This window comes from Streptomyces sp. NPDC059788, from assembly GCF_042732265.1.
Lineage (GTDB): Bacteria > Actinomycetota > Actinomycetes > Streptomycetales > Streptomycetaceae > Streptomyces.
In genome coordinates, this window is record NZ_JBHWHY010000056.1 from 26149 (window position 1) to 37652 (window position 11504).

General features: G+C 71.6%; 11 protein-coding genes and 1 pseudogene. 9 read left to right on the forward strand and 3 right to left on the reverse strand.

Annotation, left to right across the window (positions count from 1 at the left end):
* The 3 genes and pseudogenes from ACFV57_RS35770 to ACFV57_RS35780 form a co-directional block, all read right to left on the reverse strand.
* The coding region (locus ACFV57_RS35770) for a DUF397 domain-containing protein (RefSeq protein WP_385241041.1) at positions 1–197 on the reverse strand (197 nt) is incomplete at its 3' end.
* Positions 190–390 carry a DUF397 domain-containing protein gene (locus ACFV57_RS35775; protein ID WP_385241043.1) on the reverse strand — a complete coding sequence of 67 codons (201 nt, stop codon included), beginning with the start codon at positions 388–390 and terminating at the stop codon, positions 190–192. The genes ACFV57_RS35770 and ACFV57_RS35775, both read right to left, overlap by 8 nt.
* Positions 387–884 (reverse strand): annotated as a pseudogene (locus ACFV57_RS35780) (DUF5753 domain-containing protein); the annotation flags it as partial. The gene ACFV57_RS35775 and the pseudogene ACFV57_RS35780, both read right to left, overlap by 4 nt.
* A 4-nt stretch (positions 885–888) precedes the next feature.
* Here ACFV57_RS35780 and ACFV57_RS35785 point away from each other — a divergent pair.
* The 9 genes from ACFV57_RS35785 (at position 889) to ACFV57_RS35825 (ending at position 11226) form a co-directional block, all read left to right on the forward strand.
* Positions 889–1239 carry an ATP-binding protein gene (locus tag ACFV57_RS35785; protein WP_385241112.1) on the forward strand — a complete coding sequence of 117 codons (351 nt, stop codon included), beginning with the start codon at positions 889–891 and terminating at the stop codon, positions 1237–1239.
* Between the two features lie 135 nt (positions 1240–1374).
* The gene (locus ACFV57_RS35790) at positions 1375–2511 is read left to right on the forward strand and encodes an ROK family transcriptional regulator (RefSeq protein WP_385241115.1); all 1137 of its coding nucleotides are present in this window, start codon (positions 1375–1377) and stop codon (positions 2509–2511) included.
* 193 nt (positions 2512–2704) lie between these two features.
* Positions 2705–4042, forward strand: coding sequence for an ABC transporter substrate-binding protein (locus tag ACFV57_RS35795; RefSeq protein WP_385241046.1), 1338 nt, complete (start codon positions 2705–2707; stop codon positions 4040–4042).
* A gap of 12 nt (positions 4043–4054) precedes the next feature.
* Positions 4055–5065 (forward strand): carbohydrate ABC transporter permease, encoded by a 1011-nt coding sequence (locus tag ACFV57_RS35800; protein ID WP_385241049.1) that lies wholly within the window; start codon positions 4055–4057, stop codon positions 5063–5065.
* A gap of 6 nt (positions 5066–5071) precedes the next feature.
* Entirely contained in the window at positions 5072–5980 is a 909-nt protein-coding gene (locus tag ACFV57_RS35805; protein WP_385241052.1) for a carbohydrate ABC transporter permease, read from the forward strand.
* Between the two features lie 7 nt (positions 5981–5987).
* Positions 5988–7280, forward strand: a complete 1293-nt coding sequence (locus ACFV57_RS35810) for a 6-phospho-beta-glucosidase (RefSeq protein ID WP_385241055.1) — start codon at positions 5988–5990, stop codon at positions 7278–7280.
* A 137-nt stretch (positions 7281–7417) separates the two neighbouring features.
* Entirely contained in the window at positions 7418–8437 is a 1020-nt protein-coding gene (locus ACFV57_RS35815; RefSeq protein WP_385241118.1) for an N-acetylglucosamine kinase, read from the forward strand.
* Positions 8438–8764: 327 nt separating this feature from the next.
* Positions 8765–10216, forward strand: a complete 1452-nt coding sequence (locus ACFV57_RS35820; RefSeq protein WP_385241058.1) for a hypothetical protein — start codon at positions 8765–8767, stop codon at positions 10214–10216.
* A 20-nt stretch (positions 10217–10236) separates the two neighbouring features.
* A complete protein-coding gene (locus ACFV57_RS35825) occupies positions 10237–11226 on the forward strand; it encodes a glutamate ABC transporter substrate-binding protein (protein WP_385241060.1) in 990 nt (329 codons plus the stop codon).
* The last annotated feature ends 278 nt before the right edge of the window (positions 11227–11504 follow it).

Below are 11504 nucleotides of genomic sequence, written 5' to 3' on the forward strand. Positions count from 1 at the left end.
TTGCTGTCGCGTACGGGCACGGGTGAGCGGGGCGGGAGGCCGTCGGCTATCTCCAGGCATTCGCCTTGGCCGCCGCTGTGGGTGCTCTTGCGCCAGGTGACGTCGTCCGCGCAGTCCAACAGTCGTCCTCCTGGACCATGACCGTTCAGTCGTGGGCGCCGGATGCGGCCAGAATGTGCGGCGGGTGAATCAACCACGATGGTGAACCTTCACGGCCTCGACGAAGTCCGCCCAGGCGGGGGCGGGGAAGAGGAGGTGCGGGCCGTCCGGGCACTTGCTGTCGCGTACGGGCACGGGTGAGCGGGGCGGGAGGCCGTCGGCTATCTCCAGGCATTCGCCTTGGCCGCCGCTGTGGGTGCTCTTGCGCCACGTGACGTTCACGAAATTCACGCTCGGTGCTCCTTGGCGACGCGCTTGATCCGGGCCACTGACTCCGCTGGTGAAAGCGCAGACGTACGGGCATCGGCAAACAGCTCGCGATAGCGCGCGACTTCCGGCTCCCGTTCGAGCCACACCGCACCGGTGGGGTTCTCCGCCCGCACGACGTCCAGCGCCGACACCTGCGGAAAGCTCAGCAGCAGATACGGTCCGAACATACCTGCGTGCGCGCCCCTGGAGAACGGCAGAACCTGAACCGTGACGTTCGGCTCCTCAGCGATGGCCGCAAGGTGTTCGAGCTGGGCACGCATCACCGTCGAGCCACCGACCTGCTGAAGCAGTACGCCTTCGGTCACCACGGCCCACATGGTGAGCTTCGGTTCGCTCGTGAGGCGTTCCTGGCGAGCCAGCCTGACCTGGACGAACTGCTCGATCTCTGCCGGAGAGTGCCAGGCTCTGGACGCCACGGTCACGGCGCGTACGTAAGCCGGTGTCTGAAGAAGGCCGCGGCTGCTCTTCCGGGATTGGGCCGTCTCGCTGGGGCTCGGGCCCACGGTCGTCGAGACCGGCGAGCTGATCCTCGGCGAACTCGCCGCGAACGCGGTACTGGCCTCCACCGGGCCGGGGCGGTACATCGAGCTGCGGTTCGCGCCGGCCGACGGCGCGCTGCGGATCGAGGTGTCGGACGCCGGCGACGGCTCCCCCGTCGTCCGGCAGCCGAAGCCGCTCGACGAGCACGGCCGGGGCATGGTGCTCGTCGGCGCGCTCGCGGACAAGTGGGGTGTGGTCCTCCGGTCCGGGCCGGGCAAGACCGTCTGGGTCGTACTCGAACTCAGTGGTCCAGACCCATTGACGGGGTGATGACGCGGCGCTTACGTTCCTGTGCATCGATTGGAAACTTTCCTAACAGATTGCGCAGCGAGAGGCGGGGCGGGCGTCATGGCCGGAGGGCAGGGCGGGCAGGGCACTCCTGGGACGCCGCGGGTGTTGCGGGCCATGAACGACCGGGCCGCGCTCGACCTGCTCGCCTCGCAGGGGCCGTTGACGCGGACCCAGATCGGCGAGCTGACCGGGCTGTCCAAGCCGACCGCGTCGCAGCTGCTGGGGCGGCTGGAGGCGGCCGGGCTGGTGCGGACGACGGGGAACGTGACCGGCCGGCCGGGGCCGAACGCCCAGCTGTACGAGGTGAACCCGGACGCCGCGTACGTGGCCGCGCTCGCCGTCGACCAGGGCGGGATCAGCGCCGCGGTCGCCGACGTCACCGGGCGGGTGCTCGGTGAGGAGCGGGTCGGCACGGATGCCGTGGACGAGGGCGCGCCGCGGAGGACGGCGCAGTTGGTCGCCTCGGCCGTGGACGGCGCGCTGGCCAAGGCCGGGCTGGGGCGGGAGCGGCTGCACGGGGCGGTGATCGGGACGCCCGGCGCACTCGACCCGCAGACCGGTGTGCTGCGGTACGCGCCGCACCTGCCCGGCTGGCACGCGCGGGCGCTCAAGGAAGAGCTGGCCGGGGTGCTGGGCGTACCGATCGTGATCGAGAACGACGTGAACCTGGCGGCGGTCGCCGAGCAGCACGGCGGCGCCGCGCAGGACTTCGACGACTTCGTGCTGGTGTGGGCCGACGAGGGGGTCGGCGCCGCCATCGTGCTGGGCGGGCAGTTGCTGCGCGGTGCCACGGGCGGCGCGGGCGAGATCGGCTACATGCCGCTGCCGGGTGCGCCGCTCGCGCGGGACGGGGACCGCAGTGCGGCCCGGCCGGACGCCGGCGGGGGCTTCCAGCGCCTGGTCGGTTCGCCGAGTGTGGTGGAGCTGGCGCGGGAGTACGGGGCCGAGGATGTCCGTACGGTCGAGGAGGCGATGGCCGTGGACGCGGTACGCGCCGAGGTCGCGCGGCGCCTGGCGACCGGACTGGCGGCCGTGGTCGCCGTCGTCGACCCCCGGCTCGTGGTGCTGTCCGGCGGGGTGGCGCAGGCGGGCGGTGCGGCGCTGCGGGACCTGGTCGAGGAGGAGTTCACCGGGCTCGCGCTGCCCCGGCCGGAGATTCGGATCAGCAATATCGAGGGGAATCCGATGCTCACCGGCGCGCTGCGGGCGGCGCTCGCCGAGGCGCGCAACACCGTGTTCGACACGGCCTGATGAGACGGTACGGCGGGCCCGGCGCGGTCCGATTATCCGCCGGCCGCCGCGTCCGCGCGGCCGGGAACACCGGGAGCCGGGACGGCTCCGTGCGTGCCGGGCAGTCCCCTTTCGCCGTGGCCGGCGAAAGCCCCGCACCCCTCAGTACTCGCATCACTTTCTGTCATCACCCCTGCCGTAAAGGAAGTCCGCCATGCGTCCGCGTATGCGCATCTGCCTGTCGGCGGCGCTCGCCGGGGCCGGTCTGATTCTTTCGGGCTGCGCCAATCCGAGCGTCGGCAGCGACCGCGACGACCCGACCCAGCCCGTCACGCTGAAGTTCTGGCACGGATGGTCCAATGCGGCCGAGGTGAAGGCGGTGGACGACAGCATTGCCCGCTTCGAGAAGCTGCATCCGAATATCAAGGTGAAGACGGTCAACAACGTCACCGACGCGACGGTGAACCAGGCGCTGCGGGCGGGCGGGGACGACGCTCCGGATGTCGTGTCGTCGTTCACCACCAACAACGTGGGGCAGTACTGCTCGTCCGGCATGTGGGCGGATCTCGACCCGTTCATGAAGAAGACGGGTGTCGAGAAGGAGAAGGTGTTCCCCAAGACGGTGCTGGATTACACCCGTTACAGGGGGACGCAGTGCGCTCTGCCGCTGCTCGCCGATTCCTACGGGCTGTACTACAACAAGGACGCGTTCCAGGAGGCCGGTATCGAGCGGCCCCCGCGCACCATGTCCGAGTTCAAGCGGGACGCGGCCAAGCTGACCAAGCGTAAGCCGAACGGGTCGCTGGAGCGCGCCGGGTTCGTACCCAATTTCCGGCTGTACCAGAACAGTCCGGACCGGCTGTTCGCGCAGTGGGGGCCGACCTACTTCGACAAGAAGGGGAAGGCGCAGCTGGCGAAGGACCCGCGCAGCAAGCAGTTCTTCGCGACGCAACGGGAGTTGATCGCATCGCAGGGCGGTTACGCGGCGCTGGAGAAGTTCCGTACGACGTTCGGTGACGAGATGTCTTCGCAGAGCGCCTTCATGACGCAGAAGGCGGCGATGCATCTGGACGGCGAGTGGCGCGGCCTGATGCTGAAGGACGCGAAGGCGAAGTTCGCTTGGGGTACGGCGCCGATGCCGGTGCCGGACGACCAGGCGGACACATACGGCCGGGGATATCTGACGGGCACGGTCGCGGGGATCGCGCACAGCAGCAAGCACCAGAACGCGGCGTGGGAGCTGGTGAAGTTCCTGACGGTGGACACGGACCAGGTGGTGCGGTTCGCCAATGCCATCCACAATGTGCCGTCCACGATCGCCGCACTCAAGTCGCCGGAGCTGGACGCCGATCCGTCGTTCCGCACGTTCATCGACATCGCGCAGAATCCGCACAGTACGGCCCTGCCGCCGTCCGTCAACGGCGGGCAGTACGTGGTGTCGCTACAGGACTTCTCGTACGACGTCGAGGCCGGGAAAGTGCCCGATATCGACAAGGGCCTGCGCGACCTCGACGCCCAGATAGACACCGACAACCTCCAGTCCGTGAACTGACGGAGCCCTGCCATGTCCCTCGCCGAATCCCCCGAGCGCCCGGCAGCCGCCGCGCCGCGTCCGAAAAAGCCCGCGCCGCCCGCCAAAGCCCCCGCGCTGCGCCGCAAGCACACCCGGCAGCGGCTGCGTACGCTCGGTTTCCTCTCCCCCTGGCTGGTCGGTTTCAGCGTCTTCTTCGGCTATCCGCTGATCGCCACGGTCTATTTCTCGTTCATGCACTACAACCAGATCCAGCAGCCGTCGTTCGTCGGCCTGCGGAACTGGAAATACGTCTTCACCCAGATGCCCCTCTTCGGCCCGGCGCTGTGGAACACGCTGTGGCTGGTCGTGGTGATGGTCGCGCTGCGCGTCGTCTTCGGCCTCGGCATCGGCATGCTCGTCACGAAGATCAAGTCGGGGGTCGGCCTCTTCCGTACGGCCTTCTACCTGCCGTATCTGGCCCCGCCGGTCGCGGCGACGGTCGCCTTCGTCTTCCTGCTGAACCCCGGCACCGGCCCGGTCAACGAGCTGCTCGACGCCGTCGGCATCCCGGCGCCCGGCTGGTTCAACGACGCCGCCTGGGCGAAGCCGTCGCTGGTCCTGTTGTCCCTGTGGGGCATCGGCGACCTGATGGTGATCTTCATGGCGGCGCTGCTGGACGTACCGAAGGAGCAGTACGAGGCGGCCGAGCTGGACGGGGCCGGCGCGGTGGCCAAGTTCCGGTACGTGACCTGGCCGTCCATCACACCGATCGTGATGTTCGCGGTGGTCACCGGGGTCGTGCAGACCATGCAGTACTACACGCAGGCGCTGGTCGCCGGGAAGCTGGCCTCCGGCGTCAACATCGGCCCCGGCTCGGTCATCCAGCCCGGCTACCCCGACCACTCGACCCTCACCGTGCCGCAGCTGGTCTACTCGCTCGGCTTCCAGAACTTCAACACGGGCGCCGCGTGTGTGCTCTCGCTCGTGCTCTTCGTGATCGCCATGGCCGTCACCACCCTGCTGATGCGCAAGCGCGCCGGCCTGCTCCCGGCGGAGGACTGAACCGACATGACCACGACGACTCTGCGGGCGGGCGGCACGCCGGCCCGTACCGGCTCCACCGACCGGGGCTCCGCACCGGCCCGCGCCCGCCGCAAGCGGCTGCTGCACTGGATAGCCGTGCACTCCCTCGCCATAGCCGCCGCGCTGTTCTTCGTCCTGCCGTTCGTGTTCGTCTTCCTGACGTCCGTCATGAGCGACGAGCAGGCGATGAGCGGCGAACTGTGGCCGCACGAATGGAACTGGTCGAATTACGCGACGGTCTTCGACACACCGGGTTTCCTGGACTGGTGGAAGAACTCGCTGATGTACGCGGGCCTGGGCACGCTGTTCACGGTGTGCTCGGCGATTCCGGTGGCCTACGCGCTCGCCAAGTTCCGTTTCCGTGGCCGCCGTACGGCAATGGTCCTGGTGATCTCGACGATGATGCTGCCGCCGCAGGTCATCGTGATCCCCATGTACCTGGTGTGGGCGCAGCAGCTGCATCTGTCCGGTTCGCTGTGGCCGCTCCTGATCCCGATGGCGTTCGGTGACGCGTACTCCATCTTCCTGCTGCGGCAGTTCCTGCTGACCATTCCGCAGGAGTACATCGAGTCGGCGAAGGTGGACGGCTGCGGCGAGGTCCGCACCGTGCTGCGGATCGTCGTGCCGATGGCGAAGCCGGGGATCGCCGCGGTCGCGCTGTTCCAGTTCTTCTACTGCTGGAACGATTACTTCGGACCGCAGATCTACGCCGCGCAGAACCCAGCCGCCTGGACGTTGAGTTACGGACTCGAATCGTTCAAGAGCGCGCACAGCGTCAACTGGAACCTGACCATGGCCGCGACGCTGCTCGTCATGGCTCCCGTCATCATCGTCTTCTTCTTCGCCCAGAAGGCTTTTGTCGAAGGCGTCACGCTCACCGGAGTGAAGGGCTGATCGATTCATGCTGTCGTCCGCCGGGGGAACGCCCCCGCACCCCAACCTCAAGATCGCAGTGGTCGGCGGAGGCTCGACCTACACCCCCGAACTCATCGACGGTTTCGCCCGGTTGCGGGACGTCCTGCCGCTGGCGGAACTGGTCCTGATCGACCCGGCGGCCGACCGGCTGGACCTGGTCGGGAACCTGGCCCGCCGGATCTTCGCCCGGCAGGGGCACCCGGGCCGCATCTCGTGGACGTCCGACGTCGACGCCGGTGTGGACGGCGCGGACGCGGTGCTGCTCCAGCTGCGCGTCGGGGGGCAGGCGGCCCGCAACCAGGACGAGACCTGGCCCCTGGACTGCGGCTGCGTCGGGCAGGAGACCACCGGCGCGGGCGGGCTCGCCAAGGCGCTGCGCACCGTCCCCGTGGTGCTGGACATCGCCGAGCGCATCCGGCGCCGCAACCCCGACGCGTGGATCGTGGACTTCACCAACCCCGTCGGCATCGTCACCCGCGCGCTGCTGTCGCACGGCCACAAGGCCGTCGGCCTGTGCAACGTGGCCATCGGCTTCCAGCGGAAGTTCGCGCGGCTGCTCGGCATCGCGCCGGAGCGGGTGGAGCTGGAACACGTCGGGCTGAACCACCTGACGTGGGAGCGCGCCGTACGGGTGGACGGCGAGGACGTCCTGCCCCGGCTGCTCGCCGAGCACGGCGCGGCCATCGCCGAGGACCTGCACATGCCGCGCTCGCTCGTGGACCGGCTCGGCGTCGTCCCGTCGTACTACCTGCGCTACTACTACCAGCACGACGAGGTGGTGGAGGAACTGCGCAGCAAGCCGTCGCGTGCGGCGGAGGTCGCGGCCATCGAGAAGCAGCTGCTGGAGATGTACGGCGACCCGGCGCTGGACGAGAAGCCGGAGCTGCTGGGCAAGCGCGGCGGCGCGTTCTACTCGGAGGCGGCGGTGGCGCTGACCTCCGCGCTGCTGGGCGACACCGGTGACGTGCAGATCGTCAACACGCTCAACAACGGCACGCTGCCCTTCCTGCCCGACGACGCGGTGATCGAGGTGCCGGCGACGGTGGACGCGGGCGGGGCGGCGCCACTGCCCGTACGGCCGCTGGAACCGCTGTACTCGGGGCTGATCGCCAACGTCACGGCGTACGAGCACCTCGCGCTGGAAGCGGCCCTCAAGGGCGGCCGGGACCGGGTCTTCGAGGCGCTGCTCGCCCACCCCCTCATCGGCCAGATCGCGTACGCGGACCGGCTGACCGACGAACTGATCGCGCACAACCGGGAGCACCTCACGTGGCTCTGACCGAAGCCGAGGGGGCCGGGGCGGTGGCCGGGGGCGGCCAGGTGCCGTTCGGGGGCGACGGGACGGCGCGTGCGTCCGCGTCGGCGCGCGCGTCCGCTCCGGCGCATACGTCCGCTCAGCCGAGCGCGTCCGCCCCGATACATGCGTCCGCCGCGGCGGATACCAGCGTCGACAGCCTGGCGCTGGCCGTCGACGCGGGCAACAGCAAGACCGATGTGGCACTCGTCGGCGCGGACGGGTCGGTGCTGGCGACGGCCCGCGGCGGCGGTTTCCATCCGCCGGTGGTCGGCGTGGCGCGGGCGGTCGGCGGCCTGGCGGCCCTGGTGGACGAGGTACGGGAACGGGCCGGCGTGACCGGCCCGGTGGGCCGGATAGCGGCCTACCTGGCCAACGCCGACCTCCCCGCCGAGGAGGAGGCGCTGGCCGCCGAAATCACCTCGTACGGCTGGGCCCGTGCGGTCACCGTCGGCAACGACACCTTCGCGCTGCTGCGCGCCGGGCTGCGGGACAGCGGCGAACCGGTCGGAGTCGCGGTGGTGTGCGGCGCGGGCATCAACTGCGTGGGCCTGGGGTACGACGGCCGGACCGCCCGGTTCCCCTCCGTCGGACGGCTGTCCGGCGACTGGGGCGGCGGCGGGCACCTGGCCGAAGAGGCCCTGTGGTGGGCCGCGCGGGCCGACGACGGCCGCGGCGATCCGAGCGCGCTGGCCCGCGAGGTGCCCGCCCACTTCGGGCTGACGACCATGCCCGAGCTGATCGAGGCGATGCATCTGGGGCGCATCCCCCGCGAGCGCCGCCACGAGCTGACGCCGCTGCTGTTCGCGGTGGCCGCGGCCGGCGACGCGGTCGCGCGGGCCCTGGTGACGCGGCAGGCGGAGGAGGTCGCACTGCTGGCGTCGGTGGCGCTGGGACGGCTCGGCCTGCTGGACGAGCGGACGCCGCTGGTGCTGGGCGGCGGCGTGCTGGCCGCGCGGCACCCGCTCCTCCACGACGAGCTGACACGCCTGCTGGCGGAGCGCGCCCCGAAGGCGGAGCCGCGGGTGGTGACGGCGCCACCGGTGCTGGGTGCTGCCCTGCACGCGCTGGACGGGACGGATGCGGGGGCGGAGGCGTACGCGCGGCTGCGGGGTGAGTTCGCCCGGGAAAAGTCCGCATAGGTGGAGTTCGCCCGGGAAGTTCGCCTGGAGGGGTTTCGAGGGGGAGTTGGCCCGGGCGGGCGGCCTCTCTCCCGCGCGTACGGCGGAGAACCGTACGCGCGTGCCCCTTACGGGAACCGTGCCCGGCGGGCCGCGCGTGGTGGAGAACGGGGGAACACGGGATGCCGGTCCAACGAAGGATTCGGCGGGGCCCGATCCGCACATGATCCAGGCAATAACGGTGTGGTTGTCAGTCCCTGCGGCCATACTGACTGCTGGCCGTGCATCTGTTCCCGTGCGCCCGTCGCACGGGGCCGGGGCCGCCGTCCGCGACCAGGGGGAGGTTCCGTGTCCAACCAGCAGACCGGCACTGCGCCGCCGTCGCCGGCCGGCAGCGCCGCCGGCCCCGCCCCCGCCTCCGCCGCGGGTGGGGGCCCCGCCGGTGCGGACCCCGCGCCCCGGCGGCGTACGGCCTGGGCCGACGGGGTGGACCAGCTGCGCGCCGCGGCCACGACCGAGCCCGGCCGGCTGCGCATCATCGGCGCCGTACTGGCCTTCCTGGTCCTGGCGTTCGGCGCCGCCACGGCATGGCAGGTCACCGACCGGTCCGCCGCCGCGCGCGACGTCGTGACGCGCAGCCAGCCGCTGGCCACGGACGCCGCCGACATCTACCGCTCCCTCGCCGACGCCGACACCACCGCCGCCGCCGGTTTCCTGGCGGGCGGCAAGGAGACCCAGGCCACCCGCGAGCGGTACGAGGACGACATCGCCACGGCCGCCCGGCTGCTGGCCAAGGCCTCGTCCAACACCAGCGGTTCGGCCGCCACGACCCGCCAGATAGGAAAACTCAACAGCCTCCTCCCCCGGTACACGGGCCTGGTCGAGACGGCCCGCGCCAACAACCGGCTGGGCCTCCCCCTGGGCGGCGCCTACCTGCGCTACGCCAACGCGGAGATGCGCGACGAACTCCTCCCCGCGGCCCGCGGGTTGTACGTGACCGAGACGGCGCGCCTGGGCGAGGACTACGACTCCGCGAAGGCCTGGCCCTGGCTCGCGCTCACCACCGGCGTGCTGGCGCTCGGCGCCCTGGCCTGGGCCCAGCGCCGCAACCACCGCAGGACCAACCGGGTGTTCAACTACGGCCTGCTGGCCGCCACGACCGCCTCGGCCGTCGTCCTGCTGTGGCTGGCCGTCGGCCACTCCGTGGCCCGCGCCGGCATGAACGCGTCGTACGAGAACGGCGCCCGCTCGCTCAAGGTCCTCAACGAGGCCCGCATCGACGCCCTCCAGGCCCGCGGCGACGAGAATCTGACCCTGGTCGCGCGCGGCGCCGTCGTGACCGAGGACCAGCAGGACTTCTACGAGACCGGCTACCGCTCCGGCATGAAGGACCTGGCGGGCGCGGGCAGGACCGGCGACGCGGCGGCGGAGAGCAAGCTGGGCACGGCCCTGGCCCTCGCTGACGACGACGCGGGCCGCGGCCCCGTCCAGGAGGCGGTCGAGACCGTACGGCAGTGGCAGGCCCGCCACGCCGAGGCCCGCGCCGCCGACGACCAGGGCGACTACGACCGGGCGCTGGCCAAGGTGATCGGCGGCGGGGAGGCGACCGGCCAGTCCTTCGACCGGGTCGACGACCGGCTGGCCGAGGCCCTGGCACACGAGCAGCAGCAGTTGCAGCGGGCCGCCGCCGACGGGCGCGGAGCCCTGGACGGGCTGGTGGCCGGCGCCGTGGTGCTGGCCGTCCTGGGTGCGACGGGCGCGGTGCTGGGCATCGGGCGCAGGCTTTCGGAGTACCGGTGATGGGGCCTGGTGATGGCGACATGACGATGCGCGCGAGGGGTTTGCGCAACCTGCGGGCCGCGCTGGCCCCGGTGGCGGCCGGGGTGTGCGTGATGGCGGCGACGGCCGCCGTCCTCGTCCCGGTGCTCGGCGGCAACGCCCCGGCGCCCCGCCCCGCGCCCCACGGGACGGGCACCGCGCGCGCCGACACCGCGGCGGCGGACTGCACGCCTGCCAACGCCGCCGAGAGCCTGCGGCCCTCCCCGGACGACGGCCCGGCGGTGGACCGGATCAAGGCCCGGGGCCGGCTGATCGTCGGCGTCGACCAGAACACCTACCGCTGGGGCTACCGCAACCCGGCCACCGGCGACCTGGAGGGCTTCGACATCTCCCTGGCACGGGCGATCGCCGAGGACATCCTCGGCCCCGACCCGAAGATCTCGTTCCGGGCGATCCCCACCAACCAGCGCATCCCCTCCCTCCAGAAGCGCACCGTCGACCTGGTCGTACGGACCATGACCATCAACTGCGCCCGCAAGCGGCAGGTCGCCTTCTCGACCGCGTACTTCCAGGGCGGACAGCAGGTCCTGGCGCCCAAGACCTCGAAGATCACCGCCTTCGACGACTCCCTGAAGGGCAAGCGGGTCTGTACGGCGGCCGGTTCCACCGGCGAGGCCCGGCTGGCCGAGGAGCGGCACGGCGCCCGGGTCGTGACCGTACCGAACCAGCTCGACTGCCTGGTGCGCCTCCAGCTCGGCGAGGCCGACGCGGTGGTGACGGACAACGCGCTGGCGGCGGCGCAGGCGGCCCAGGACCCGACGGTGCAGCTGAAGGGCAAGCCGTTCACCGACGAGCCGTACGGGGTCGCCGTCAACCGCGCCGACACCGACCTGGTGCGGCGGGTCAACAAGGTGCTGGAGGACTACCGCGACGGCGGCAGCGGGAGCCGGTGGATGCTCGCCTACAAGAAGTGGCTGCAGGCGGACCTGCCCGGCATATCCCAGGCGCCCGAGCCCCAGTACAGCGACTGACCCGTGCGGGGGCCGGGCGCCGCGCCGCGCAGCGGACGGCACGTGACGGGGCCGGGCGGCCCGCCGCGGACCGGCGTTCGCCCGCCGGTCGCGTCACCATGGACAGAGCACCGCGGGCGCGGGGCCGGAGGGAGGGGAGGCAGGAGAGCGGCGCGCCGGCGATGCGGCGCGACACGACACCGCGCCGCGCCGCCGTACGACAGCGCCGTGCGGCCGGGCCGCACAGCGGTGCCGCACCGCGGCGCTGTGCGGACGCGGGGCGGCCCGCACCGCCGTAC

Excerpts from the sequence above, each read along its gene's own strand:
- ACFV57_RS35825 (WP_385241060.1), top strand. The coding sequence starts at position 10,237 with ATGACGATGCGCGCGAGGGGTTTGCGCAACCTGCGGGCCGCGCTGGCC.
- ACFV57_RS35800 (WP_385241049.1), top strand. The coding sequence starts at position 4,055 with ATGTCCCTCGCCGAATCCCCCGAGCGCCCGGCAGCCGCCGCGCCGCGT.
- ACFV57_RS35795 (WP_385241046.1), top strand. The coding sequence starts at position 2,705 with ATGCGTCCGCGTATGCGCATCTGCCTGTCGGCGGCGCTCGCCGGGGCC.
- ACFV57_RS35810 (WP_385241055.1), top strand. The coding sequence starts at position 5,988 with ATGCTGTCGTCCGCCGGGGGAACGCCCCCGCACCCCAACCTCAAGATC.
- ACFV57_RS35805 (WP_385241052.1), top strand. The coding sequence starts at position 5,072 with ATGACCACGACGACTCTGCGGGCGGGCGGCACGCCGGCCCGTACCGGC.
- ACFV57_RS35790 (WP_385241115.1), top strand. The coding sequence starts at position 1,375 with ATGAACGACCGGGCCGCGCTCGACCTGCTCGCCTCGCAGGGGCCGTTG.